The sequence below is a fragment of the Pseudomonas furukawaii genome (genome assembly GCF_002355475.1).
Taxonomy (GTDB): domain Bacteria; phylum Pseudomonadota; class Gammaproteobacteria; order Pseudomonadales; family Pseudomonadaceae; genus Metapseudomonas; species Metapseudomonas furukawaii.
On the sequence record NZ_AP014862.1, the window covers coordinates 517,400 to 542,884 of the forward strand.

Genomic DNA, 25,485 nt, shown 5'->3' on the forward strand with positions numbered 1-25,485 from the left:
TACGAAGAGCGCTAGCCGTCAGCCCTTGAGCTTCGACCAGATGCGGTCCTGCAGCTCGCGGGCCTGGTTGCTGCACTCCTTCTCGGGGCGCAGGCGTTCGGCGTAGGCGTCGGGCATGTTGATGGCGTCCATCACCTGCCATTTCCTGTCCAGCAGCGCGTCGGTCTCGATGCCGTTGGCGTAGGCGATGGCGTTGGTCACGGCGGCGGCGTTCTCCGGCTTCATCATCCAGTCGATGAAGACCCTGGCGTTGCCCGGGTGCGGGGCGCCCTTGGGCACGGCGAAGTTGTCCTGGAACATGGCGATGCCTTCGCGGGGGTAGACGTACTTGATGGTGCTCTTCTGCAGGGTCGCGCGGGCGGTGGAGCCGTTCCAGTTCTGCATCATGATCACTTCGCCCGAGGCCATGCGGTCCACGGTGTTGTCGGAGCTGTACATCTTCAGGAAGGGCTTCTGCTTCTGCAGCAGCTCGAGGATGCGCTTGGCGTCCTGGGGGTTTTCCGTGCACTCGTCCACGCCCAGGTAATGGCTGGCGGCGTTGATCAGGCTGCTGGGGGTGTCCAGCGCGGCCAGTTGGCCCTGGAGTTCCGGACGCGGCTCGAAGAACTCCTTCCAGGAGTCGTCCAGCGTGCCGCCCGGCACCCGCGCGCTGTCGTAGGAGAAGCCGGTGGTGCCCCAGAGGTAGGGCGCCGAGTACTTGCGGCCGGGGTCGAAGTCCGGGTTGCGGAAGGCCGGCTTCACATGGGCGAAGTTGGGCAGGCCGGGGCTGTCGATTTCCTGCAGCAGGCCCTGTTCGATCAGGGTTCGCATGATGGAGTGGGACGGCACTATGACGTCGTAGTTGGCGCCGCCCGCCTGCAGCTTGGCCAGCAGGGTCTCGTTGCTGTCGTAGCCGTCCATGGTGACCTTGATGCCGGTTTCCTTCTCGAACTTGGCCAGCAGTTCCACCGGGTAGTAGTCGGTCCAGTTGTAGAAGAACAGTTCCTTGGGCTCCTCCGCCTGGGCGGTGGCGGTGAGGCAGGCGAGGGCGAGTCCGGCTACCCCATGACGCAGTGCTTTCAACTTCATTGTCTTTCTCCGTGTCGAGAACAGGTTGGGCAGAGGTGGAACAGGGTTCAGGCGGTGGGTTTGCCCCGCTGGCCGAGCCAGAAGGAGAACACCACCAGGACGATGGAGATCACCAGCATCAGGGTGGAGATGGCGTTGATCTCCGGGGTGACCCCGGCCTTGATGGCCGAGAAGATGTACACCGGCAGGGTGGTGGAACCGGGGCCGGCGACGAAGAAGGTCATGATGAAGTCGTCCAGGCTGACCACGAACGCCAGCACCGCGCCGGACAGGACCGCCGGGAACAGCAGCGGCAGGGTGACCCGGCGGAAGGTGTGGAAGGGGTTGGCGTAGAGGTCGCCCGCCGCTTCCAGCAGGCTCTTGTCCATGTCGTTCAGGCGTGCGCGGATCGGCAGGTAGGCGAAGGGGATGCAGAAGCCGATGTGGGCGATGATCACCGTCAGCAGGCCGAGCTTGATGCCCAGCGCCATGAACAGCAGCAGGGTGGCCACCGCGGTGACGATCTCCGGCAGGATCAGCGGCAGGTTGATGCCGCCTTCCACCAGCTTCTGCCCGTAGAAGGGCCGGTAGGTGGCCAGCGCCGCCAGCAGTGCGATGGCGGTGGCGCAGACGGTGGCGATGGAGGCGACTATCACCGAGTTCAGCGCCGCCGCCTGGATCGACGGGTTGGCGAGGATGCGCCCGTACCAGGCGAAGGAGAACTCGGTCCACACCGTGGCGGTGCGGTTGGCGTTGAAGCTGTAGGCGATCAGCACTAGGATCGGCAGGTACAGGTAGGCCAGCACCAGCAGGCTGGTTTCGCGGGTCAGCGGCAATTTCTTCAGGTGGTTGGCGATCATCAGCGGGCTCCCTGGCGAATGGCCTTGGCGGCTTTCCGGGCGTAGAGGGCGTAGAGCACCAGGGCCAGCAGCATCAGCCCCAGCAGCAGGAAGGACAGCGAGCTGCCCAGCGGCCAGTTGCGGGCGGTGCCGAACTGCTGCTGGATCAGGTTGCCGATCATCAGCGTCTTGCCGCCGCCGAGGATGGCGGGGGTGATGAAGGCGCCCAGGCTCGGCACGAACACCAGCAGCGCGCCGGCCACCACGCCCGGCATGGACAGCGGCAGGATCACCCGGCGCAGGGCCTTCCAGCGGTTGGCGCCGAGGTCGTAGGCGGCTTCCACCAGGCGCCAGTCGAGTTTCTCCAGGGTGGAGTAGATCGGCAGGATCATGAACGGCAGGAAGCTGTAGACCAGCCCCACCACCACGGCGAAGTCGTTGTAGAGCAGGGTGATGCCGCCGGCCTGGGGGAACAGCGCGTTGAGGCTCTGGGCCAGCCAGCCCTGCTCGCGCAGGATGATCAGCCAGGCGTAGTTGCGGATCAGCAGGTTGGTCCAGAAGGGGATGGTGATCAGCAGCACCATGATGTTGCGCGAGCGCTCGCTGAGGCTGGTCATCCACAGCGCCACCGGGAAGCCCAGCAGGAAGCACAGCAGTGTGGTTCCGCCGGCCTGCAGCACCGAGCGCAGCAGCGCCTGGGCATAGACCCAGTTGACCTCCAGGTTGCCGTCGAAATCCTCCTGGAAGAACAGCCGCACGTAGCTTTCCAGGTGCCAGCCCGCGCTCCAGTCGACGCCGCCGTAGAGGTTGCGCGGCAGCAGGCTGATGTAGCCCATGATCCCCAGGGGAATGGCGATCAGGCAGAGCAGGGTGAGCAGCACCGGCGACAGCAGCAACAGCCGGTTGAGGCTGGGGGACGTAGCGCTGACGCTCATCTCAGGCCTCCATCAGCAGGCAGGCGTGGGGCGGCAGCTGCACCGCCACGGACGAGCCCGGGGTGCGGGCGCTGACCGCGCCCTCATTGCTTTCCCGCAGCATCACCTTCAGGTCGTTGGCCAGTCGGCACTGGTAGAGCGTGGCGGTGCCGACGTAGAGCACCGCCTCGATCACGCCGCGCAGGTGGTGGGGTTCGCCGGGCTCCACCAGCTTCGAGCGTTCCGGGCGGAAGGCCAGCTGGGCGCGGCCGCTGGGGGCGTCGCCGTCGTGGGCGCAGGGAATGTCCACCGGGATGCCGTCGGGGCGGAACAGCCGACCGTTCTGCGGGCACTGGCGGATCTGGCCGGGGAGGAAGTTGATGTCGCCGATGAAGTGAGCGACGAAGGGGTGCTTCGGGCGCTCGTAGATCTCGCTGGGGCTGCCGATCTGCAGGATCCTGCCGCTGGCCATCACGGCGATGCGGTCCGACAGGGTCAGCGCCTCTTCCTGATCGTGGGTGACGAAGATGAAGGTGATACCCGCCTCCTGCTGCACGCGCTTGAGCTCCACCTGCATTTCCTTGCGCAGCTTCAGGTCCAGGGCCGACAGCGGCTCGTCCAGCAGCAGCACGTCCGGGCGCGGCGCCAGGGCGCGGGCCAGCGCCACACGCTGTTGCTGGCCGCCGGAGAGTTCCGCCGGACGCCGGCGCGCCAGGTGCTCCATCTGCACCAGGGCCAGCATCTCCTTCACCCGCGCGGGGATCTCGCCGCGTGCGAGGCCCTGCATCTCCAGGCCGAAGGCGATGTTCTCCGCCACCGACATGTGGGGGAACAGGGCGTAGCTCTGGAACACGGTGTTGACCCGGCGCTTGTAGGGCGGCAGCTCGTCCACCCGCTGGCCGCCGATATGGATGCTGCCCGCGCTGACCTGCTCGAAGCCGGCGATGGACCTGAGCAACGTGGTCTTGCCACAGCCCGAGGGGCCGAGCAGGGTGAAGAACTCGTTGGAACGGATGCTCACCGAAACCTCATCCAGCGCCGGGGCCACCTCGGGGTCGTCGGTGTAGCGCTTGCTGACGCGTTGCACCTCGATGGATGATGCGTGCTTCATGATGGTGCGTCACCTCTTGTTTTTGTATGCAAAAATTGAATGCAACCTAGAAATAGCTGGATTATTCTGATTGCGCAACAGGCTTTTTCTGACAGAGCATTTCCGTCCGAATCAGGCCGTTCACCGATGAGAGGGAGAGACCCATGAGCGACAAGAAGCTGGAAACCACGGTGGACCGGGTCTATCAGGGGGTGTACCAGGCCATCAGCAAGCGCTCCCTGAGGCCTGGTATGAAGCTGGGAGAGGCCGCCCTGGCCGAGCTGTTCAACGTCAGCCGCACCTCGGTGCGGGCGGCGCTAAAGCAACTGGAGGCCGACGGCCTGGTGAGCTCCGAGACGAACAAGGGCTGCTGGGTCTCGCTGCCCAGCGACGAGGAAATCCGCTCGCTGTTCGAGACCCGCCGGCTGATCGAGATCGGCATCGTCACCGAGCTCTGCCGCCGCCGCGACAGCGCCGCCATGCGCGACCTGCGCGACCACCTGCTGCTGGAAGAAGCGGCGCGCCGCGAGCACGACCACGAGCGGCTGATCCACCTGCTGGGGGAGTTCCACATCAAGCTGGCCATGGCCCTGCACAACCCGGTGCTGCTGGACTGGTTCCGCAAGCTCATCTCCCGCGCCTCGCTCTATGCCGCCGCCCTCGACGACGAACGCCACGACGCCTGCCGCGACGACGAGCACCTGCGGCTGATCGAATTCATCGAGGCCGGCAACCAGAATGCGGCCATCGAACTGACCTGCTTCCACCTCGCCGCCATCGAGACCGCCATCCTCGAATCCGCCGGCAAGTTGAAGGCGGGCTATCACCCGCTCAAGCACCTGATCGAGACCTGAGCCCGGCCATGAAGATCCAGCTCATCAACCCCAACACCAGCACCGCCATGACCGCCGCCCTGACCGCCTCCGCGCAGCACCTGCTGCGGCCCGGCAACCAGTTGCTGGCGGTGACCAATGCGGCCGGGCCCGCCTCCATCGAGGGGCATTACGACGAGGCCCTGAGCGTGCCCGGCCTGCTCCAGGCCATTCGCGACGGTGAGCGTGAGGGGGTGGAAGGGCATGTGATCGCCTGCTTCGGCGACCCCGGCCTGCTGGCCGCGCGGGAGATCGCCCGCTACCCGGTGATCGGCATCGCCGAAGCCGCCATGCACCTGGCCACCTGGGTGGCTACCGGCTTCAGCATCGTCACCACCCTGGGCCGCACTAAGGTGATCGCCCGGCATCTGGTGGAGCGCTACGGCTTCCACGCCCAGTGCCGGGGCATCCACGCCGTGGAGATTCCCGTGCTGGCCCTGGACCAGGACCCGGACGGCCTGCGCCGGTTGATGCGCAGCGCCTGCCGCGAGGCCCTGGAACGGGACGAATCCGGCGCCATCGTCCTGGGCTGCGCCGGCATGAGCCACCTCGCCCAGACCCTGCAGGCCGACCTGGGTGTGCCGGTGATCGACGGCGTGGGCGCCGCCCTGAAATTGGTGGAAACCCTGGGCGAACTGCGCCTGTCCACCAGCAAGCGCGGCGACCTCGACTTCCCCTTGCCCAAGTCCTACGCCGGCTTCCTGCGGGGCTTCGCCGTGGGTGCCTGAGCACCCGTCGGCGGACCGGTTTGCCGGCGAACGCTGTGGACTGGTTCGCGGGCAAGCCCGCTCCTACAGGGCGCCCGGTTTCGTAGGAGCCGGCTTGCCGGCGAATGGCGCGGACTGGTTCGCGGGCGCGCCCGCTCCTACAGGGGGCGCGGTTCCGTAGGAGCCGGCTTGCCGGCGAATGGTGCGGGTCGGTTCGCGGGCGAGCCCGCTCCTACAGGGGGCGCGGTTTCGTAGGAGCCGGCTTGCCGGCGAATGGTGCGGGCTGGTTCGCGGGCAAGCCCGCTCCTACAGGTGGCGCGGTTCCGTAGGAGCCGGCTTGCCGGCGAATGGTGCGGGTCGGTTCGCGGGCGAGCCCGCTCCTACAGGATGCGCGGTTTCGTAGGAGCCGGCTTGCCGGCGAATGGTGCGGACCGGTTCGCGGGCGAGCCCGCTCCTACGGGGGGCGCGGTTTCGTAGGAGCCGGCTTGCCGGCGAATTGTGCGGGCTGGTTCGCGGGCGAGCCCGCTCCTACAGCGTTGTGGTGTCGGGATGCTGCCCTTCCAGCAGCTCCGCCACATCCTTCATCCGCACCCACTCGCGGCCCTGCCATTCCATCAGGTTGAACTCCTTGCCCTGCCAGGTGAAACGACGTTGCCGGGGCAGGCTGGGGTTGGCGGCCGAGCGCAGGGCGGGCACCACTTCGCCGGTGAACCACTGGCGCAGGCTGCGATTTTCCGGGTGGTAGAAGTTCACCTTGAGCAGCTCGCACACCGCGCTTTCGCTGATGAGCAGCTGGGTTTCCACCTCGCCCTGGTGATTCTCGATGCGTGCGTGGCGCCACTGGTCCGGGTCCAGCTTGCGTGCCAGGTGCCTATCGAATCGGCGGTTGGTCAGTGGGCCCAGGTCGTGGGCCACCACCCAGACCTGATCGTCGATCAGCAGGGCGCGCAGCGCGCGGTGGTGACGGTGAAACACACTGGGGACGAAATAATCGTGGGACATGTCGAGACTCCTTCCTTGCTGGGGGAGCCGCCACCTGTTCCTGACTGCGTGAGGGTGGCGGACCGTACGAGGTGTGGAATCCCGGCTCATGAACCAATACCGGTGGGCTGGTGCCCTCCTCGCACGGTCCGCCATAGATGGCCAGTGTCATCGAATCGAATTTCTACTCGCTGACCCTGCTTATGGCGGTATTGCGAAGTTCATGAGTGCGGGATTCCACTCCCGGTCGCAGCCGAGGCTGCAACGGGGGGAGACGCTAGCGGCCCGCTTTGTAGGCCTTCAAGGCTGATGGCCGGTAGGAATCATCGGAGGACGCGCCCGGCGAATCCGGTGCTAGGATGCGCGCTGCCAAACAAGGAGCAGGACATGCTGTACGTAGTGATGCTGGGCGGCCGCCATCCCCGCGCGAAGATCGAAGTGCACGACGTGGCGTTCGCCCTCGCCGACAGCCTGGAAGCCACCTATCCGCAACTCCGGGAAGGCTGGTTCGGCAGCCCCGAGGGCCTGCACCTGGACTCCTGGATGGCCGTCGACGGCGTGGACGGCTACAAGCTGCACTTCACCTCCCTCGCCCCCGCCCCGGGCGACCCGCGCCTCTACTTCATCAACCTCGGCGGCTACGAAACCGGCATCTTCGGCGAGGCCCACAGCTACCTCCTGGTCGTCGCCCGCGACAAGGCCGAAGCCAAGGCCAAGGGCAAACACCGCCTCGCCGCCCTGCACTGGGACAAACCCCACACCGACAACCTCCACGATGTGGACGACTGCATCCCGGTCGACCTCGTCTCCGGCCGCTACGTGCAACTGGTGCCGGGGGAGCATCGGGGGATCCGGTCGGGGAATGATTATGTGGTGCTGGGGTGATTGAGAGCGGCCTGGACGATGCCGTCGAGATCGCTCTGTGCCTTTTCAGTCGGCGAGATCGTTCGCACGTTTCACCCACTTGGCCTTCACGGCTTCGATGTCGGTCAAGTTGCCGGCCTCAGCGTCCCTGAGCCCTTCCTGAATGGCTTCCACATGCCATGACTCGGCATCCAGATAACGCGAAAGCGCAGGCTTCAGGTGGTACAGGCGGTCACGATTCGTTGCGGCGGCGAGCTGGTTGAGCCGATTGACGCGTCCATCATCGATACGGAGCGAGTCATCCCACGGTGATGGCCTGGGTGACTTCCATCAGCAGCGGCACCAGTTTCTGTTCGACCTGTTCGGTCGGCCACAGGCTGAGCTGAGCGGTGATGTTGACCGCCGCCACGGTCTGGAAATGGACGTTGCGGACCGGCGCGGCGATGCCGATCTGGCCGATCATCACCTGCTCACAGGTCAGGGCGTAGCCTTGCGCACGTGTTCGCAGGATCGTCTCGAACAGCGCCTCGCCATCCACCTCTGTGCGCGGGGTGTAGCGGGTGGGCTCGATGCCGGCAAGGCTGGCGCGGATCGCCTCGTCCGGCAGCGCCGATAGCAGCACGCGCCCGGCGGACGTGCACCAGGCTGGCATTCGCCGGCCCGGCAGCATCTCGGCGAAGGTCTGGTTCTGCCCCGGAATACGCATGACGTAGACGATGTCGTGGCCGCTGAGCACGCTGAGGTTGACGGTCAGGTTGCACCGCTCGCGAAGCAATTGCAGGGCCGGCAACGTGCGGCTGATGAGCGGGTCGGCGTTGAGGTAGAGGAAGCCTAGTTCCAGGGCTTTGTGGGTCAGGCTGTAGCGCCGCGAGCGCTCATCCTTGGAGAGGTAGCCCAGCTCACACCAGGTGTGGGTGAAGCGCTGGGCGGCGCTCTTGGTCATGCCGCAGCTGTCCGCCAGTTCGGTCAGGCCGATGGAGGCCTGACCGCTGCGGAACACTTCCAGCACGCGGATGCCTTTCTCCAGTGTCTCGATGAACTGCGGATGTGTGTGCCGTGGGTCTTTATCGCTCAACTGATTGGGCCTCCCTGTTGTGGGCGGAACATACCACGCCTTGACCCCGTCAACGGTCATTGCCTATAAGTTGTATCGCGATACAACAAGAAGTATCGATTAGCGATACATTTAGTGAGGCAAACATGACCGGAACCCTCGATCTCGAGTTAACCGAACGCTCTGCATGCGACCTGGCGACGGAGATCCGCAGTGGGCATTTGTCCGCCAGGGAGTTGACCAGCGCCTGCCTGCAGCGGGTGGAACGGCTCAATCCGACCCTGAATGCGCTGGTGACCGTCGATGCCGAGGGCGCACTCGACAGGGCCGCTTGCGCCGACGAGCGCCAGGCCCGTGGGGAAACGCTGGGCCCACTGCACGGGCTGCCGGTTGCGCACAAGGACTCTTTTCTCACCAAGGGGATGCGCACGACCTGGGGATCGCGAGTGTTCGCCGATCATGTACCAGACCAGGATTCCCTGATCGTTGCCCGCCAGGCGGAGGCGGGGTCGATCCTGCTGGGCAAGACCAACCTGCCCGAGTTCGGTGCGGGCTCGCAGACCTTCAACGAAGTCTTTGGCGCGACCCGCAACCCCTTCGCACCTGAGCTGACCTGTGGTGGGAGCAGCGGTGGCTCGGCCGTGGCGCTGGCCACTGGGATGGTCGCTCTGGCGGACGGCACCGACATGGGGGGATCGCTGCGCAACCCCGCGAGCTTCTGCAACCTGGTGGGGTTGCGGCCGTCCATGGGGCGAGTACCCAACTGGCCGAACACCAACAGTTTCGGCCAACTGACCGTCGCCGGTCCCCTGGGACGCTGCGTGGCCGACGTGGCCTTGCTCTTGAGTGTGATCGCCGGTCCGGATCGGCGCGACCCGCTGAGTGTCGACGCACCGGCCAGCGTGTTTCGCGGGAGGCTGGAGGCCGATTTCAAGGGGGCGCGAATCGCTTACAGCCCGGACCTGGGCGGCTTGCCGGTCGCCCGGGAGGTGCGGACGGTCATCGACCAAGGTGCGCTGAGAATGGCCGACCTGGGGGGCTCGGTCGAGCAGGCGGAGCCGGACTTCGCGGGGGCCGCCCAGGCTTTCCAGGTGCTGCGTGCGCTCACCTATGCGACCGGCTATGCCCATTTGCTGAAGGACCGGCGCCATCTGCTGAAGGAGGACCTGGTCTGGAATATCGAGCTGGCGCAGCGCTTCAGCGTCCAGGATGTGATCGCGGCCGAGGCGGTCCGTGCCCGGCTGTTCCGCGATACCCAGGCGCTGCTGGAACGCTACGACTTCCTGGTCGCGCCGGTCAGTCAGGTGTTGCCGTTTCCGGTGGAGCGGCCATTCGTCGAGCGGATCGGAGAGCGGCCCATGGGGAACTACATCGAGTGGATGAACAGTTGCTCGCTCATCACGCTCACCGGCCACCCGGCCATCTCACTGCCTTGCGGATTCAGCGACGACGGCCTGCCGGTCGGCATCCAGGTGATCGGCCGCTATCGCGACGAACTGACGCTGCTGAAGTTCGCCCAGGCCTTCGAAACCCTCAATGCACCCCAAATCGCTCGCTCTCGCGTGCGGCGCTGGTAGTCGCCAGCGCGCCATCGCTGCTCGAGGTCTTCACAACAATTCCAATACTGATCAGGAAGCGACATGACCCATCAACAGAATGCTCATCCAACGACATCGTCCAGTCATAGTCGACAGCCTATCCGGGCTGCGGCTGGATCCTTCCTGGGCACCTTGATCGAGTGGTTCGACTTCTACATCTACGCAACCGCATCCGCACTCATCTTCAGTCATGTGTTCTTCCCCGGGAGCAGCCAGTTCCTGGGCACCTTGTCATCGTTCGCCACGCTGGCGGTGGGCTTCCTGGCCCGGCCGCTGGGCGGCATCGTGTTCGGCCATCTGGGCGACCGCTTCGGGAGGAAGTACTCGCTGATCCTGACGCTGCTGCTGATGGGCGTTTCGACCGTTGGCATCGGCCTGCTGCCTTCCTATGAGCAGGTTGGCATCCTGGCGCCGATCCTTTTGGTGCTGTTGCGGATATGCCAGGGAATCGCGGTGGGCGGGGAGTGGGGCGGTGCAGTGCTATTGGCCAGCGAGCACGCGCCGGAGGGCAAGCGGAGTTTCTATGCGTCCTTCGCGCAACTGGGCAGCCCGGCCGGACTGGTGTTGTCGTTGATGGTCTTCCGCTTCATCAGTGAAATGCCCGAGGAGGCGATGTATGCCTGGGGTTGGCGGTTGCCTTTCATTGGCAGCGTCGTGCTGCTGTTGCTGGCCTTCGTGATCCGCAGCAGGGTGAATGAGTCCCCTGAGTTCGAGGCCCAGGCCAAGGCGGCGAAGACGGAGGCATCGCCCATCCGCCTGGTGCTGCGGGATTCCTGGCCGCTGGTGCTGCTGGTGATGGGGGCCTGCACCATCGGTATCTCGTCAGCCTATTTCACCAACACCTTCATGATCGCCTACGCCACCCAGTACCTGGGTATCAAGAGTTCGATGATCCTGGAGTGCCTGTCGATCGTCGCCGTCGTGCAGTTGATCAACCAGCCGATTGCCGCATGGCTCGCCGACAGGGTCGGGGCCGGGCGTTTTCTGCTCATCACATCCGGGTTGAGCCTGTTTGTCCCCTACCTGATGTTCAGCCTGGTGAGCACAGGGCAGAGCCTGATGATCATTCTCGGTATCTCGCTGACGAAGGTCTTCTCCTCGGCGTTCTATGCCGTGATCGCCGGCTATGTCGTCTCGGTGTTTCCGGTCAGCCAGCGCTACTCCGGCATCTCCCTGGCCTATCAGGGCTGTGGCGCCTTGATCGGCGGCACGACGCCCATGATTGGCACGCTGATCGCCGGCCAGTCCGCCGGCCAATGGTGGCCATTGGCGCTGTTCTACACGGCGCTGGCGCTCATCTCGTTCGTTTGCGTGCTGCTGCTGATGCGTCGCCGCGAGGCGTTTGCGGTGGCGGCGTTGCGTTAATGAGATCGGCAAGGGCCCGCCGCCTACCTAACTTCCGCCGGAGAACGCATGACGTGAAATTTCCCGTTGCATTGCACAAGGATCCCGATTCCGACTACGGCGTTACGGTGCCCGATGTACCGGGCTGCTTCTCCGCCGGTGCCACCGTCGCCGAGGCCCTCGATAACGTGCTGGAAGCCCTTACTCTGCACTTCGAGGGATTGGTAGCCGACGGGGATGCGCTTCCGCAGCCCCAGGATGTGGACATCCACATCGCCAACCCCGACTTCGCGGGTGGCGTGTGGGCTGTGGTGGACTTCGACATCACTCCCTATCTGGGCAAGACGGTGCGATTCAATGCCACCCTGCCCGAGAACCTGCTGCAGCGCATCGACGAGCGGGTGAAGCGCGACCATCGTTACGCTTCTCGCTCGGGGTTCCTGGCCATAGCCGCGCTCCGGGAGCTTGCTGCAGGGCACTGAAAGCGGCGGGGCGCTCCGGGCAATGGCCAGACAGCTAGAACGCAAAAGCCGCGCAATGCGCGGCTTTTGATTTGGTGGGCCCACACGGACTCGAACCCTGGACCAAAGGATTATGAGTTGCCTGGAAACGCTGCAAGCCCAGTGAAATCGGGCGTAGCTTAGCGCAGGTGCAGTTAACTGAAAGCATCGTCGTAGAGCGGGTTAAGCGTAATTGAGCGAAATCTGTAAAAGCTGGGCACTGTACCGCCAGTGTACTGTTTTTGGTGTCCAGAAGCGTTCAGCTTCTTGATTGGTTGTCTGATGATGAAAGCGCTCAAGGCTTTGAACAGGCTGCTGCCCAGCATGCGTTTCCGGCAGAGGCTAGCCACGACCACCAGGCTGGACTTGACCTAGTCCTGTGACTAAGCTACGCCCCTGTTAATTTGCCGCTGTTCGAGAGTAAAAATGGAGCTTCAACCAATAATTAAATGGGCGGGTGGCAAAAGATGGTTGGTGCGTAAATCCTCAGAGCTCTTCCCTACCGAATTCAATAAATATATCGAGCCATTCTTGGGCGGTGGTGCGGTTTATTTTCATCTGCAGCCTAAGAAAGCAATTTTGTCAGATGTGAACCCAGAGCTAATCAATGTGTACTCTGCTGTCCAGAAGAACTGGAAGCGAGTGGTTGAAATTCTCAAGGAGCATCAGGCTCTCCATTGCAAAGAGTACTATTACATTGTTCGGGGGCAGTCGCCAAAAACAATCTATGCCAGAGCTGCTAGGACGCTATACTTAAATAGAACGTGCTGGAATGGCTTGTATCGGGTTAATCTTGATGGCCAGTTCAATGTTCCGATTGGAACAAAGTCAAATGTTCTAATGGATGTTGATGCATTCCCTCAAATTGCTCAGCTATTTAGTTGTGCAGAGTTTGTGGTCGCGGATTTCGAGCAGATAGTTGATCGTGCAGAGAAAGATGATTTTGTATTCATTGATCCGCCATATACTGTGAAGCATAACTATAATGGCTTCATAAAATATAATGAAAATCTTTTCCGCTGGGAGGATCAAGTAAGGCTCAGGGCCTGTGTTACGAGAGCTGTAGGTCGTGGCGCTAAAGTCCTTGTGCTTAACGCGAATCATGAGTCGATAGTAAAGTTGTACGACGACTACGAGCAGATAGTTCTTTCCAGAAGTAATGTGCTGTCAGGAAAGAGCGAGTTCAGGGGAACATATCAAGAACTCGCTGTTAAATGCTGGTGATTTTAAGGGCTACTCGCCAAAGTACTTGTTTTTAAGATCTTTGTACAAGGCGCTTTCTCCGCTGGTTCCAGGCTTGTAATTGTCAACTGTAAAGTCATTGTCGTTAAGATCTATTGCTTTGAAAATCTCAAGGAAAGATTCTTTGCTGAGGACGGTGCCTATAGCCTCGCGGTCGATGTAAATGTCCTTTAAGAAGCGCATTAGCGCCATGAAGCCATTGGTTTTACTTAGCATTGTGCCTTTGTTTTGACTGTGCCAGGCTTCGGGCCAGCGTTCTTGTACTGCATCAAAATAATTCCAAATTACATCAGTAAGGTCGTAGTCTCTATCCTCTAGCATCATTCCACGAAATATCATCTTTTCAAGATCTTTGGATGATGGTGCTCGTGGTTTCTTGCCTCTCAAGTATAAATCGCGATCCTCAACAGCAAGAGAGTTTGGGTAGCTTACGTGCCTCATCAGCGCTTCAACAAATGCCGCTTGCGTGATCGCCACCGCTTCGGTTTTGGGCCCTGCTACACCTAAGCGTTTGATCTTATGCCTGAAAGGGCTTCCATCGGTTTCATTTAGCGCAACAGCAACTTGGTGGCATAGCTTTTGTGGGCTTTTTGCTTTTGCGAGACTATATAAGTCGTAAACAAGGCTTTTGTTGACTTTTGTCTGTGCTTGGTTGACGACTGAAAAAATATACGCTTCTGAAGCAGGGTCTAAGTCGACAAAAATACTGACGTTCATGTCAAATTTCTTATCTTTGACATATCCCTCTAGTCCTTTGATACGATGCTGTCCATCAAGTATTTTGGCAATTTTTTCGTATGGTACTCCCTCATCGCTATCGTTGACTCCGGACTTTGATTCAAATATTTTCAAGCGCTTGCTACTTGCGTCATATTCGACGCAACTTTCCGGAATGGATAGAATTATCGCAGTTGGAAAGCAGGCGTCAAAAGTATTTACATACTGATTTAGTTCGCTAACTCGACTTTTTGATACGTGCCTTTGTATTCCGAGCATGGTTTCAAAACCATGCTCTTCTTCTTCAACTCTACGGGTGTCCGCATAGGTTATTTCAATCAGTTTTGAGTAAGGAATGCTGGCGATAAAGAACTGCCCAAGCGGCTGTTCAACTGCTATGCAGTCAACAGAAAATTCTTTTTTGTCGGCACTTTCAGTGAATGGCAACATAGCGTTAAATTTCATGATTGACTCTCTCTATGTTTCCGGTAGCCATCAAGGCGGTCATTTCTGCGGTCTTCCTGGATTTGAGGAGCGCTTTTTCTATGCTCAAACTCATGCTGTACTAGGAGAAGTAGCAAATAAACAATTACCGCAAGAATAAAGCAGATGGTTGAGAGTATAGAAAGTCTATGAGTAAATCCATCGGTCATGGATATTACATAGACGAGAACTCCTAGGACGACAGGTATCCCGCCGGAGATGGCAAATCCTGCTCTGAATGCGACTGGAGGGTCTCTCAGTACTGCATACATGATCGGCGCCATAAGAGTTGCGGAGTAAATTATTAGCTCGCCATTTGAGCTGATTTTTTTAAAGGCGCTGAAGAAATCTAGGTTTAGTTTGGCGGACAGCATTAGCGTTCCAATGCCAATGACAAAGGGTAATGTTGAGACCAAAATGTTTATTAGAAATTCTAACAGTGCGCGTGGTATCCAAGTATATTGGCCCATAAAGCTAAACTCCACTCATTCTAATAACTATACTCTTGTTGTTGTGCATGTTTACTCTTCATCGAAGTAGTCACTATCTAGCTTCGGTAATCGTAATAATCTGGATGTTACACCGACTTCGTGGTCCATCATCAAGCCTACCAGTCGAATACCATCAACTAGCACAATGCCTTCTACGGAACGTGCAAAATCGACTGCTTGAGCAGTAAAGCCTGACGTAGTGATAAACACGCCACGCTTGGCTTTTTGCCCGGCAAGTGCCCCATAGAAAGCCTGCAGTTCTGGCCGTCCAACCGTGCCTTGCCAGCGCTTGGCTTGCACGTAGACCTTTTCCAAGCCGAGCTTGTCGAGTGAGATTACCCCATCGATTCCGCCATCCCCGCTGCCGCCGACCCTCTGCAGATCGTTACGGCTAGCGCCGTAACCAAGGCTGTGCAGCACATCGAGCACAATAACTTCAAAGCGGTTGGGGCTCACTTGCAGAAGGTTATCCAACAGGTCTGCGGCTGTTGCCTCGCGCAGCTCACGTAAAGCCTGCTCCAGTCGGTCGTCGGGGCTTACAGTGGCCGAGCTGAGGGTCGGTGCAGGCTGCTCTTGTACATCAAGTGGGATGGCGTCGGTCGGGCTCTTGAGCTTCACGTCTATAAAGCCAAGAGCTAGCTGTTCAATCATATCCGCAGCCAGAGGCATGGGGTGCTGGGCGGCATAGGTAATGCCTGCGTCGGTCAGCTTCCAGTATCCACGCTTGGCGCTGCTGGACAGGCCGGCGCGCTTGAGGCGGTCATGAGCCCAGCCTGCACGGTTTTTGTAGGTGGCCTGGCCGCTGGCAATCAGCTCTTGGCGCTGTGCTTCCGACAGGTTCAGCGCATCCGCAGCGGCTTCATGGGCATCACGTGCTGCCGCGCCTTCGGGCGTTGCGGCCAGGTAGCGCAGGATTGGCTCAATGAACTGGTCGTAGGTTGGGACGGACATTGCGACTCCAAACGCAGGATTGATGATACGGCCGTGTGTTAAAGGCTTTGCATGGTTCGGCACTTGGGAAACGCCGAGCAGCCCCAAAATTGCTGCCCGGCTTTCGGACCTGACTTCACAGTGCGGATCAGTAGCGCGCCGCCGCACTTAGGGCATTGCCGTTCGGCTGTCGGATCGCTACGGCGCTTGAGGTTTTGCACGTGCTCGCAGTGAGTGGCAAGGGTCGGCGTGCGGCGGCCGGTTTGTAGGGCGTGCAGCATGGCGTCGACTTCAGCCTCGCTGAATACCGCCTGCTGGAATGACTTGATATAGCGGATAAAACCGATGCCCCGGGTCACGTTCGCCGGCACCTCGGTTTTGAAAGTGCTATCGCCGACAAAGGTGATGACCGAGTGCAGGTGCTCGGGGCTGACGCCAAGGGTGGCTTCCAGTGCCTTGAGGTGCTTGTAGTTCTGCCGTAGCGGGTTCTGGAACTTGAAGCGCTGCTTGTAGATCTGCTGCGTCCACTGCGCCTGCTTTTCGCTGCCGAAGATCCAGCCGCTCATGTTCTTCGTTTCCAGCACGAAGATGCCGTAGGGCGAGAGGAAAACGTGATCGATCTGGGTGGTGCCGTCTGGGGTGTCCAGGGTGACGTTGTGCAGGCGGCGGTAGGTCTGCTTGTCCAGCTGCCAATGGGCGAACAGTCGCACCAGGAGTTCGCCAATTTGGCCCTTGGCCCAAGGCGACTTGAGCAGGCCAATCAGCAATGCGGCCGGGATAAACCAGCCCAGCGTGCCCCAGGCCTGCGCGATGATGAGGGTGAAGTCCATTTCCTATCCCTGGGTAATCCTGAGTTACCGGATAGTACCGAAACTTCGCATGATGGCACGACAGTATTGCAGTGCTTATGGGGCGCTGAATCGTTGCTGAGGAGTCAGCTTTGAGCGTTGGCCGAGTGCTGTAGCTGATAGCGCGTGCTGCGTCCGCCGCCGGGCAGCCGGGCAAGGCAGCCCTTCTCGACAAGATCGCTAAGATGACGCGTGGCGGTGGCTTTCGAGACCTTGGCCACGGCCTGGTATTGCGAGGCGCTGATGCCGTTCTCGAAACCTTTCTCGCCGCCATCGAGCAGGCGGTTAAGCACTTTGATCTGCTCGGCAGACAAGGCTTTGCTGCGGTGAGCCTGCCAGAAGCGTGCCTTGACCAGCACACGGTCGATACGAGCGAGGGCCTGCTCCAGGCTGTTGAGCAGCGTTGCGAGGAACCATTGCAGCCAGGCGGTGATATCCAGCGTGCCCTTCTGGCTGGCTTCCAGGATGCGGTAATAGCCGGCGCGGTCGTCGAGGATGCTCGCTGACAGGGCGTAAAAGCGGATGGCCTGCTGTTCGCCCTGGGCCAGTGCCAGGTCGGTGATGGCGCGAGTCAGTCGACCGTTGCCGTCTTCGAAGGGATGCAGGGTGATGAACCAGAAGTGCGCAATGCCAGCACGCAGAAAGGGGTCGAGGCTGGCATCGCGGCGGCTGTTCTCGAACCAGGCGAGGAAGTCCGCCAGTTGCGTTTCCAGCCCAGCACGGGGAGGGGCTTCGACATGTACGGTCGGTTGGTCGATGCGACCGGAAACCACCTGCATAGGCTCTTCGCCACGCAGTGCGCCGATGTGCAGTGGTCGCGCCAGCAGTGGGACATCGGTGGGGAACAGCCAACGGTGCCAGGTGAACAGTCGCTGTTCGTCCAGCGGTTGTCGATGCGCGTGGGTGGCATCGAGCAGCAGTTCCGCCAGGCCTTCGGAGCGGGAGGTGGTGCGGCCTTCTTCGCTCAGCCCTAGGCGCCGCGCCAGTGATGAGCGCACCGAACCGACATTCAGTTGCTCACCCTCGATGGCTGAAGAGGTGACGATGTTCTGCAGCATGGCATTCAGGCTGCTCTGCGCCTCGGCATCACTGTCCACAGCGCCAAGCATCCCGAGCAAGCGTCCCAGGGCCTGGCTGCACGCGCGCAGCAGCGGGGAAAGCGCTTCGGCTTGCCAGCTGAAGTGAGGCCAATTGGGTTGTTGCCAGATCCAGAGCGGGTCTTTCATGGGGGCTGCTCGCCTGTGAGCCGAATAGCGAGTTTATTCGGCTCATATGGTGAGCCGATAGTGCTGGCTATTCGGCTCACTGTCTAATTCTCAAGCCAGATCGCAATGAGGAGTGCTGGGCACGCGCCAAGGCCAGCGCTATTGGGTGTTTGCGCTGTGCAGGGCACGCCGATGCACTCGTTGAGTGCCGTTTCCAACCCCCGTGCAGACCGCTTTTCAGCCCAACGAAGTGCCGTCACCGCTTATCTCGCCTTTCACCTTTTCCGTGCATTCTGAACTGCTGGGCAGGAACAACTTATCGCCAACCAGGCACCGACAGGTACGCAAACACGGCTGCACGCGACTATGGCGATCCCGGATTAGTGCCTGGTCATAACGATACTTTCGGTGCGTGCCTGGCAGGTCTGCTGGGGTGCAGCCTTCGGTCGTTGGATAACCACTCAAGGGTGATGGCCGCAGGTGGTCGAGTTTCGGCGTCTTCTGCTCCACAGCGAGGAGAGGCTGCAACGGGAGCCGGGGCTGCCGTGGTCAGCAAGCGCGAGCCGTATGCCGGCCCGGCGGCATGCCGAATAGGCGGCGGTATTCGCGACTGAACTGCGACACGCTTTCGTAGCCTACGGTGAATGCCGCGGTACTGGGCGAGGCCCCTTCTCCGATCATCAGGCGACGGGCCTCGATCAACCGTAGCTGCTTCTGAAACTGCAGCGGCGTAAGCGACGTGTGCTTGCGGAAATGATGATGGAATGACGATGTGCTCATGCCGGCTACGGAGGCCAGATGTTCCACCGGCAAGGGGCGGGTGAACTCGCTGCGCAGCACCGTCACCGCCCGCGCGATGCGCTGCGCATGGCCGTCCGGCCAGCCCAGACGACTGATTGCCGAACCATGACGCCCTGCCAGCAACCAGTAGTGCAACTCGCGCATCAACGAGGCATGCAGCACTGCCGCTGAAGCCGGGCGATCCAGCAAGCGCATCAGTCGCAGCGCCGCTTCAACGACCTCTGTGTCAGTCGGTTCGATCTTTATCGGCGCCGCCTCAGGGCTCGGAGCGGACTGCATCTCTTCCATTAACTCGGTGAGCAAGGAGAGATTCAGATCGATCACCAGCGAGATGTACGGTGCCTCGGGACTCGCCTGAACAATCTGACTGACCGTCGGTACATCGGCGGTGATCAGCAGGGAATCTCCCGCGCTGAAGGTAAAGGTCTGAGTTCCCATCATCACCTGCTTGCGGCCTTGCAGGACGAGACAGGCGAGAGGCCGGGTAATGGCGTAATCAAGCCCACTGGGTTCATGCGTACGGATGATGGTCAAGCCGGAAATGGGTGTTTGGGCAAGGCCGTTGGGGTCGACATGTCTATCCAGATACTCGCGAACGACATTCAGCAGCGCTGCGCTCATCGGTGCTTCCTCAGCCTGAACGTGGGCAGGTTGCTCACCATTGGAGAAATAGGCAAAAAGCGTCGAGGTTTCGGTAAGGACGGGATTACCTCGTGGATCACAGAATGAAATCCCTTTCACGAAGCAGAGGATTTCTACCATGACCAAGATCGCTATCGTAACCGGCTCCAGCCGTGGCCTCGGCCGTAACACCGCCTTGAATATCGCACGTCAGGGTAGCGATGTGGTTGTCACCTATCACAGCCAGGCCGACGCCGCACTGGCCGTGGTCGCCGAAATCGAAGCGCTGGGGCGCAAGGCTGTCGCGCTGCAACTGGACGCCGGCAATGTCACCACCTTCCCTGTGTTTGTGCAGCGCCTGCGCCAGGCGTTGCGAGAGACCTGGCAGCGTGAAAACTTCGATCACCTGGTCAACAACGCCGGCCACGGGGACATGGCCTCGATTGCCGAAACCACCGAAGCGCAATTCGATGCTCTGGTGAACGTACATTTCAAAGGTGTGTTCTTCCTCACCCAGGCATTGCTGCCGTTGCTGGCCGATGGCGGTCGTATCGTCAACATCTCTTCGGGGCTGACGCGCGTCTCCTATCCCGGCTTCTCCGCCTACTCGGCGGTCAAGGGTGCGGTCGAGGTACTAAGCCTGTACATGGCCAAGGAACTGGGCAGCCGGGGCATTGCAGTCAACACTGTGGCGCCGGGCGCAATCGAGACCGATTTTCTGGGCGGTGCGGTGCGCGACATGCCAGATCTGAACAAGGTGTTCGCGGACATGACGGCGCTCGGCCGCGTTGGCGTGCCCGACGATATCGGCCCGATGATCGCCAGCCTGCTCGGTGAGCAGAATCGCTGGATCAATGCCCAGCGTATCGAGGTCTCCGGCGGCCAGGCGATCTGAGCGGCCAGGCGCGAAGATACGCGCGCGAAGCCCTCGGCAGGGCGCCCGAGTGGCGCCCTGCTCCCGACCGCAGGACGCACGCGGAGCATGGAACCGCTCGGCACAGCGGTTGAACCATTGCCTACTGCCAGAGAAAAGGGGGCAGCCTTCCCAACCGCTCACAAGATGTGTGTAGAGGTGGCCGACATAGACAAGACAAAACCAGCACATGGCTGGCTTGCGGAACGCTGAATGAGGGATGGCCTGATCGGTGGTGGACCGATTCACTGACCGAGAGCAGCTAGATGCTCGATAGTTTCAGGATACTTTTGCACCAGACGAATCAGCGTAGTCGCCTGGGCGTTTGGCTTGGCCCGACCTTGCTCCCAGTTCTCCAAGGTGCGCGGGTTGGTGCGCAGATACATGGCGAAAACCGGGCGTGACAGGTTCAGCTTCTGGCGGATCGCCACCAGCTCCTCGGAGCTGACTTCGCACAGTTCGGGTAATTGGACTTTGTGCGAGCGCAGAGTCACCTTGCCTTGGCGTTCATCCGCCAAAGCCTCGAAGCCTTCAACCAGCTCAGCAAAGATGTCTCGTTTCACGGTGTCGTCCTCGCATCAATTTCAGCTTGCAGCAGCTGCTTGAGTCGCTTCTTCTGCTGCTCGTTCAGGTCGTCCTGGACGTCCTTCCCATACAGGGTGAACAGCCAGAACTGCGCGCCACCCAGCCACCAGTAGTAGATGACTCGGATGCCGCCGCGCTTGCCCTTCTGTCGTCGCCCGTCGGCGAAGCGAATCTTTCGCAGGCCGCCGGTTCCCTGGATCACATCGCCGGCTTCCGGGTTCTTCATCAGCGCGCGCTGGAAGGTGCGAAAGGCCTCGTCATCCAGGTAGTCCGCTCGATGGCGCTCGAAGGGCGGTAGTTCAACGAATAATGCTTCCATGCTGTGTACGTTATCTGCGTAGAGTTTGTGGCGCGTTCAACGCACCGTCAAGGCGCCTTGCGTTGGGGCTTCAGCTTGTCCAGCCTGCCGACAAATCCTCGGCGCGCAGAGCGCTTGAGCATCTGCATCGACTTGTGGCCGCTGATGGCCGAGACATCCTGGTCGAATAGGCCGCCTTCGACCAGCCGGCTGACTGCCTCATGGCGTAGATCGTGGAAGCGCAGGTCGGGCATGCCGAGTTTCTTCTTCAGCAGCCCCCAGGTTCTGGTGAAGGCATAGGGGCGGCGTTTCTCGTTCTTTCCCGGTTCGCCAAGGCTCTGCGATGGGCCGAGCACAATGACTAAGGTCATCGCCAAGTTGCCAAAGGGGGCGTACTTGAGGTTCTCAGCACGGCCAATCGCGATTGGCTGCATGTCGAGTTGGAAACTGATTGAGAAGGAAAAGAGGGATGGATCTCACGCAAATACGTAAAGCAATTTGTGGACTCGCTTTGGTCCCGTGTTGACGATTTGTGGACGCCGCTAATTTTTGAAAGCCCCAGTCCTGCACGTAATCCAGGACAACAGAAACACAAAAGCCGCGCAATGCGCGGCTTTTGATTTGGTGGGCCCACACGGACTCGAACCGTGGACCAAAGGATTATGAGTCCTCTGCTCTAACCGACTGAGCTATAGGCCCCAGAAGGCCGGCGGATTATACAGGCGCCTTTTGCTGGGCGCCAATCGAGGGCAGGGGATTGAGGAACTTGCGTTCGAAGGCTTCGGTCGGCAGGGCGGCGCTGACGATGAAGCCCTGGATCTGTTCGCAGCCTTCGGCGGTGAGGAAGGCCTCCTGGGCCGGTGTTTCGACGCCTTCGGCGATGACGGTGAGTTGCATGCTGCGACCCAGGGCGATGATGGCGCGGCTGATGGCGGCGTCGTTGGGGTCGTCGGGCAGGCCGTGGACGAAGGACTTGTCGATCTTGAGCACGTCCAGCGGCAGGCGTTTGAGGTAGCTGAGGGAGGAGTAGCCGGTGCCGAAGTCGTCGATGGCGAGTTGGACGCCAAGGGCCTTGAGGTTGTGCAGGACGCCGAGGGCTTCTTCGGCCTGGCTCATGATGAAGCCTTCGGTGATTTCCAGTTGCAGCCGTTGCGGCTCGAGGCCAAGCCCCTGGATGAGCCGTTGCAGGCGTTCCACCAGTTGCGGCTGGCGCAGTTGGGCGCCGGCGAGGTTGATGGAGAGCGGGCCGAAGGGGGCGTGGTCGTTCTGCCAGCGTTGCATCTGGCGGCAGGCCTGGGTCAGGACCCAGTCGCCAAGGGGCAGGATGAGGCCGCTTTCTTCGGCGATGGGGATGAAGCGCTCCGGGGGGATTTCGCCCAGGCGGGGGTGGTACCAGCGGACGAGGGCTTCGGCGCCGACGAGGGTGCGGTGCTGGAGGCTGAGTTTGGGTTGGTAGCTGAGGGACAGTTCGTTGCGTTCCAGGGCGCGGCGCAGTTCGGTTTCCAGCGACATGCGCTCGGTGGCCTGGCTGGTGAGGTCCTGGGTGTAGAGGTCGATACGGTTGCGGCCACGGGCCTTGGCCCGGTACATGGCGGCGTCGGCGTTCTTCACCAGGGTGGCGACGTCCTGGCCGTGCTCGGGGAAGAGGCTGATGCCGATGCTGGCGCTCATGAAGAACTCGTGCTGGCCCGCGGGGAAGGGGGCTTCGAAGCAGGCGAGCAGTTTGTTGGCGACGGCCTGGGCGTCGCCAGCGTTGTGCAGGCCGGGGAGCAGGATGATGAATTCGTCGCCGCCCAGGCGGGCAACGGTGTCGATGTCCCGCAGGTGTTCCTTGAGGCGGCTGGCGATGCCTTTGAGGAGCAGGTCGCCCACGGGGTGGCCGAGGCTGTCGTTGATGTGCTTGAAGCGGTCCAGGTCGATGAAGAGGACGGCGCCGTGGTGGTGGTCGCTGGTGGCGTCGGCCAGGGCCAGTTGCAGCCGGCTTTCGAAGAGCAGGCGGTTGGGCAGGCCGGTGAGGGGGTCGTGGTGGGCCTGGTAGTCGAGCCGGGCCTGGGCGTGCTTGAGCGGGGAGATGTCGGCGAAGACGCCGACGTAGTGAGTGATGCGCTGGTGGCGGTCGCGCACGGCGTTGATGGTGAGCCATTCGGGATAGGGATCGCCGTTCTTGCGGCGGTTCCAGATTTCCCCCTGCCAGTGGCCTTCCCGTTCCAGTTGGTGCCAGAGGGCGGCGAAGAAGGCGCTGTCGTGCTGGCCGGAGGCGAGCAGGCGCGGCGTCCGGCCGAGGGCTTCGGCTTCGCCGTAGCCGGTGATTTCGCTGAAGGCGCGGTTGACGGCGGTGATGCGCTGGTCGGCGTCGGTGATCATGACGCCTTCGGCGGTGCTTTCGAAGACGGTGGCGGCCTGCAGCAGCTTGTCCTGCATCTGCTGGCGCTCGGTGATGTCTCGGGCAATGGTGAGCATGCAGACTTCGTCGCCGATGGGTATGGGCTGGGCGGAGAGTTCGCAGATGCGCAGTTGCCCGGCCTTTGTGCGGATCTGGGTGGTGAAGTGGTGGAGGCTGCCCTGTTCGCGTATGGAGCGGATCATGAGATCGCGGTCCGCCGGGTTGGCCCAGAGGCCGAGGTCGAGGGTTGAGCGGTCGGCGATTTCCCGTTGGTCGAAGCCGGTGATGCGGGTGAAGCCTTCGTTGGCTTCGAGCAGGAGTCCGTCGCGCATGCGGGTGATGAGCAGGCCGTCCGGGGAGGCGTGGAAGGCGCGGGCGAACTTCTCTTCGGAGACCTGGAGCTGCTGCTGGGTCTCCTTGAGCTGGGTGATGTCGCGGACGACGACGACGAGGGCGGGGGTGTCGTCGAGGTCGACTGTCTGGGCGGAGATGAGGCCGATGAAGGTGTCGCCGTTGGTGCGGCGGAAGGGCATTTCGAAGTTGTGCAGCGGGTTGCCCTGCTGGAGGCGCTGGAGGAGTTTCGGGCCGATGCCGGGGATGCCCCAGATGTCGAGTTCGGTGGCGGTGCGGCCGATGGCGTCTTCGGCCTTGAGGCCGATCTGTTGTTCGAAGGTGTGGTTGACCGCCAGCAGGCTGCCGTCGGTGCGGCGGGCGATGACGATGATGTCGGGGCAGTTGTGGAAGACGGAGGCGAATTTCTGTTCCGAGAGGCGCAGGGCGTGTTCGGTCTGCTTGGCTTCGGTGATGTCGATCATCAGGCCGCGCATCATGCGGCTTTCGCCATGGGGGATGAGGGTGATGATGTCGCGGACCCAGAGGATGCGGCCGTCGGCGGCGATCATGCGGTAATCGAGGCTGTGGTCGCGGCCAAGCTGGGTCTCGGACTTGCAGAAGGCGGTGGCCCATTCGGCGTCGTCCGGGTGCAGGGCGCGGTGCCAGAAGCCGAGTTCGAGCCAGGCGGCCAGCGGGTAGCCCAGGAGGCGCTCGGCGTGGGGGGAGACGTAGGTGTATCGGTAGTCGTCGACGCGCATTTCCCAGGCGATGGCGTTGAGGCTTTCCACCAGGCCACGGTAGTGCTGTTCGCTGCTGCGCAGCTCTTCCTGGAGGGCGGCGCGGCTGGCCATTTCGTTGCTGAGCTTGCGGTTGACGCGGATGACGAAGGCGAGGGCGCCGCCGATGAGGAGGAGGGCGGGCAGGCCGTAGAGCAGGGCGCGGAGCCAGTCGGGGCGCCGCTGGAGCGCGCCGCCTACCCAGCGTTCCTGGATGGCGGCGGCTTCCTGGGGTGTGATTTCGGCGAAGACCTTGTCGAGTATGCCGGTGAGGATGGGCTGATTCTTGGGGGTGGCCATGGCCAGTTGGTAGCGGTAGGGCGTTTCGCCGCTGATGCTGATGCCGTCGAGCTTGAGCTGGCGCAGGCTCCAGACGCTGGAGGCGAGGTCGCCGACGAAGGCGTCCACCTTGCCGGTGGCGAGGGCCTGGAGGGCGGCGGCTACGGAGGGGTAGGCCTGCAAGCTGAGGTCCGGATGCTGGCTGCGGAGGAGTTCGTGGGGGGCGTAGTCGGCGACGACGCCGACACGCAGGCCGTAGAGGTCCTTGAGTCCGGAGGGTTGTGGGCCTTTGGTCTGGGAGAGGATGACGATGGGGAAGTCGAGGTAGGGGCGGGTGAAGAGCAGGTATTGCTGGCGCTCCGGCGTGGACATGATGCCGGGAAGGATGTCGAGCTGGCCGGTGCGGGCCTGGTGCAGCACTTCACCCCAGCTGCTGGGTTCGACGGGGGTGAGCTCGATGTCCAGGCGCTGGCGGATCAGTTCGACGTAGTCGGCTGCCAGGCCCTGGTGGCGGCCCTGCTCGTCACGGAACTCGAAGGGCGGCCAGGAGGCGTCGATGCCCAGACGGAGTTCGTCGTGGTCGTCGAGCCAGGCCTGTTCGTCCGGGGTGAGCGTGAGTGCCCCGGCCGGTAAGGTCCAGAGTGCCAGCCACAGCATGAATACGGCCCGCGCTCGCGCCATCGGCGGCCTCGTTCCTTGGAGGGATTCAGGTCGAAGTGTAGTCGGCGCTCGTGACCGTCTGGAAGAGGGCGGTGGTGGCAAACTGATAT

General features: G+C 61.6%; 24 protein-coding genes, 1 tRNA gene and 1 pseudogene. 8 read left to right on the forward strand and 18 right to left on the reverse strand.

Annotation, left to right across the window (positions count from 1 at the left end; all coding sequences use genetic code 11):
- Positions 1-18 precede the first annotated feature (18 nt).
- The 4 genes from KF707C_RS02335 to KF707C_RS02350 are packed head-to-tail and all read right to left on the reverse strand — an operon-like array spanning position 19 to position 3,911.
- The gene (locus KF707C_RS02335; RefSeq protein WP_003450237.1) at positions 19-1,068 is read right to left on the reverse strand and encodes an extracellular solute-binding protein; all 1,050 of its coding nucleotides are present in this window, start codon (positions 1,066-1,068) and stop codon (positions 19-21) included.
- A gap of 47 nt (positions 1,069-1,115) precedes the next feature.
- A complete protein-coding gene (locus KF707C_RS02340; protein ID WP_003450234.1) occupies positions 1,116-1,907 on the reverse strand; it encodes an ABC transporter permease in 792 nt (263 codons plus the stop codon).
- A complete protein-coding gene (locus KF707C_RS02345) occupies positions 1,907-2,821 on the reverse strand; it encodes an ABC transporter permease (protein ID WP_003450231.1) in 915 nt (304 codons plus the stop codon). Before KF707C_RS02345 ends, KF707C_RS02340 begins: the two co-directional genes overlap by 1 nt.
- A gap of 1 nt (position 2,822) precedes the next feature.
- A complete protein-coding gene (locus KF707C_RS02350; protein ID WP_003450229.1) occupies positions 2,823-3,911 on the reverse strand; it encodes an ABC transporter ATP-binding protein in 1,089 nt (362 codons plus the stop codon).
- Positions 3,912-4,054: 143 nt separating this feature from the next.
- Here KF707C_RS02350 and KF707C_RS02355 point away from each other — a divergent pair, with 143 nt between their 5' ends.
- Together KF707C_RS02355 and KF707C_RS02360 are read left to right on the forward strand one after the other, a co-directional pair.
- Positions 4,055-4,744 (forward strand): GntR family transcriptional regulator, encoded by a 690-nt coding sequence (locus KF707C_RS02355; RefSeq protein WP_003450226.1) that lies wholly within the window; start codon positions 4,055-4,057, stop codon positions 4,742-4,744.
- An 8-nt stretch (positions 4,745-4,752) separates the two neighbouring features.
- Positions 4,753-5,490, forward strand: a complete 738-nt coding sequence (locus KF707C_RS02360; RefSeq protein WP_003450224.1) for an aspartate/glutamate racemase family protein — start codon at positions 4,753-4,755, stop codon at positions 5,488-5,490.
- 507 nt (positions 5,491-5,997) lie between these two features.
- Here KF707C_RS02360 and KF707C_RS02365 read toward each other — a convergent pair.
- Positions 5,998-6,471: a BRO-N domain-containing protein gene (locus tag KF707C_RS02365; RefSeq protein WP_003450797.1), complete on the reverse strand. Its 474-nt coding sequence runs from the start codon at positions 6,469-6,471 to the stop codon at positions 5,998-6,000.
- 366 nt (positions 6,472-6,837) lie between these two features.
- Between KF707C_RS02365 and KF707C_RS02370 the strand changes: the two genes are divergently transcribed.
- Positions 6,838-7,335, forward strand: coding sequence for a DUF1543 domain-containing protein (locus KF707C_RS02370; protein ID WP_003450794.1), 498 nt, complete (start codon positions 6,838-6,840; stop codon positions 7,333-7,335).
- Between the two features lie 45 nt (positions 7,336-7,380).
- On the opposite strand, the gene KF707C_RS02375 is transcribed toward KF707C_RS02370, so the two are convergent.
- Together KF707C_RS02375 and KF707C_RS02380 are read right to left on the reverse strand one after the other, a co-directional pair.
- Positions 7,381-7,602: a CopG family ribbon-helix-helix protein gene (locus KF707C_RS02375; protein WP_036992409.1), complete on the reverse strand. Its 222-nt coding sequence runs from the start codon at positions 7,600-7,602 to the stop codon at positions 7,381-7,383.
- A 10-nt stretch (positions 7,603-7,612) separates the two neighbouring features.
- The gene (locus tag KF707C_RS02380) at positions 7,613-8,389 is read right to left on the reverse strand and encodes an IclR family transcriptional regulator (RefSeq protein WP_003450791.1); all 777 of its coding nucleotides are present in this window, start codon (positions 8,387-8,389) and stop codon (positions 7,613-7,615) included.
- 125 nt (positions 8,390-8,514) lie between these two features.
- On the opposite strand from KF707C_RS02380, the gene KF707C_RS02385 reads away from it, so the two are divergent.
- The 4 genes from KF707C_RS02385 to KF707C_RS02400 all read left to right on the forward strand — a co-directional run bounded on the left by KF707C_RS02385 (position 8,515) and on the right by KF707C_RS02400 (position 13,034).
- On the forward strand, positions 8,515-9,945 hold the full coding sequence (locus KF707C_RS02385; RefSeq protein WP_036992403.1) for an amidase: 1,431 nt from the start codon (positions 8,515-8,517) through the stop codon (positions 9,943-9,945).
- A 63-nt stretch (positions 9,946-10,008) separates the two neighbouring features.
- Positions 10,009-11,331 (forward strand): MFS transporter, encoded by a 1,323-nt coding sequence (locus KF707C_RS02390; RefSeq protein ID WP_003450787.1) that lies wholly within the window; start codon positions 10,009-10,011, stop codon positions 11,329-11,331.
- Between the two features lie 53 nt (positions 11,332-11,384).
- Positions 11,385-11,792: a type II toxin-antitoxin system HicB family antitoxin gene (locus KF707C_RS02395; RefSeq protein ID WP_003450786.1), complete on the forward strand. Its 408-nt coding sequence runs from the start codon at positions 11,385-11,387 to the stop codon at positions 11,790-11,792.
- Positions 11,793-12,236: 444 nt separating this feature from the next.
- A complete protein-coding gene (locus tag KF707C_RS02400) occupies positions 12,237-13,034 on the forward strand; it encodes a DNA adenine methylase (RefSeq protein WP_081608067.1) in 798 nt (265 codons plus the stop codon).
- A 9-nt stretch (positions 13,035-13,043) separates the two neighbouring features.
- Here the strand turns inward: KF707C_RS02400 and KF707C_RS02405 are convergent, their stop codons facing one another.
- The 6 genes from KF707C_RS02405 to KF707C_RS02425 all read right to left on the reverse strand — a co-directional run bounded on the left by KF707C_RS02405 (position 13,044) and on the right by KF707C_RS02425 (position 19,148).
- A complete protein-coding gene (locus tag KF707C_RS02405) occupies positions 13,044-14,234 on the reverse strand; it encodes a DGQHR domain-containing protein (protein WP_197704971.1) in 1,191 nt (396 codons plus the stop codon).
- The gene (locus KF707C_RS28970; protein ID WP_145959066.1) at positions 14,231-14,722 is read right to left on the reverse strand and encodes a hypothetical protein; all 492 of its coding nucleotides are present in this window, start codon (positions 14,720-14,722) and stop codon (positions 14,231-14,233) included. Before KF707C_RS28970 ends, KF707C_RS02405 begins: the two co-directional genes overlap by 4 nt.
- A gap of 51 nt (positions 14,723-14,773) precedes the next feature.
- Positions 14,774-15,694 carry a restriction endonuclease gene (locus tag KF707C_RS02410; RefSeq protein ID WP_036992399.1) on the reverse strand — a complete coding sequence of 307 codons (921 nt, stop codon included), beginning with the start codon at positions 15,692-15,694 and terminating at the stop codon, positions 14,774-14,776.
- 38 nt (positions 15,695-15,732) lie between these two features.
- Positions 15,733-16,503, reverse strand: a complete 771-nt coding sequence (locus tag KF707C_RS02415) for a nuclease-related domain-containing protein (RefSeq protein ID WP_003450783.1) — start codon at positions 16,501-16,503, stop codon at positions 15,733-15,735.
- Between the two features lie 104 nt (positions 16,504-16,607).
- Positions 16,608-17,747 (reverse strand): Fic family protein, encoded by a 1,140-nt coding sequence (locus tag KF707C_RS02420; protein ID WP_003450782.1) that lies wholly within the window; start codon positions 17,745-17,747, stop codon positions 16,608-16,610.
- A gap of 528 nt (positions 17,748-18,275) precedes the next feature.
- Positions 18,276-19,148, reverse strand: coding sequence for an AraC family transcriptional regulator (locus KF707C_RS02425; protein ID WP_036992394.1), 873 nt, complete (start codon positions 19,146-19,148; stop codon positions 18,276-18,278).
- 139 nt (positions 19,149-19,287) lie between these two features.
- On the opposite strand from KF707C_RS02425, the gene KF707C_RS02430 reads away from it, so the two are divergent.
- Positions 19,288-20,043, forward strand: coding sequence for an SDR family oxidoreductase (locus KF707C_RS02430; protein WP_003450780.1), 756 nt, complete (start codon positions 19,288-19,290; stop codon positions 20,041-20,043).
- 263 nt (positions 20,044-20,306) lie between these two features.
- On the opposite strand, the gene KF707C_RS02435 is transcribed toward KF707C_RS02430, so the two are convergent.
- From KF707C_RS02435 to KF707C_RS02455, 5 genes and pseudogenes are all read right to left on the reverse strand, one after another.
- A complete protein-coding gene (locus tag KF707C_RS02435) occupies positions 20,307-20,624 on the reverse strand; it encodes a helix-turn-helix domain-containing protein (protein ID WP_003450778.1) in 318 nt (105 codons plus the stop codon).
- On the reverse strand, positions 20,621-20,965 hold the full coding sequence (locus KF707C_RS02440; protein WP_003450776.1) for a hypothetical protein: 345 nt from the start codon (positions 20,963-20,965) through the stop codon (positions 20,621-20,623). The genes KF707C_RS02435 and KF707C_RS02440 overlap by 4 nt, the downstream gene beginning before the upstream one ends.
- Before the next feature lie 47 nt (positions 20,966-21,012).
- A pseudogene (locus tag KF707C_RS02445) lies at positions 21,013-21,276 on the reverse strand (tyrosine-type recombinase/integrase); the annotation flags it as partial.
- Between the two features lie 290 nt (positions 21,277-21,566).
- Positions 21,567-21,643, reverse strand: a tRNA-Ile gene (locus KF707C_RS02450).
- Between the two features lie 15 nt (positions 21,644-21,658).
- Positions 21,659-25,396: a bifunctional diguanylate cyclase/phosphodiesterase gene (locus tag KF707C_RS02455; protein WP_003450770.1), complete on the reverse strand. Its 3,738-nt coding sequence runs from the start codon at positions 25,394-25,396 to the stop codon at positions 21,659-21,661.
- Positions 25,397-25,485 lie beyond the last annotated feature (89 nt).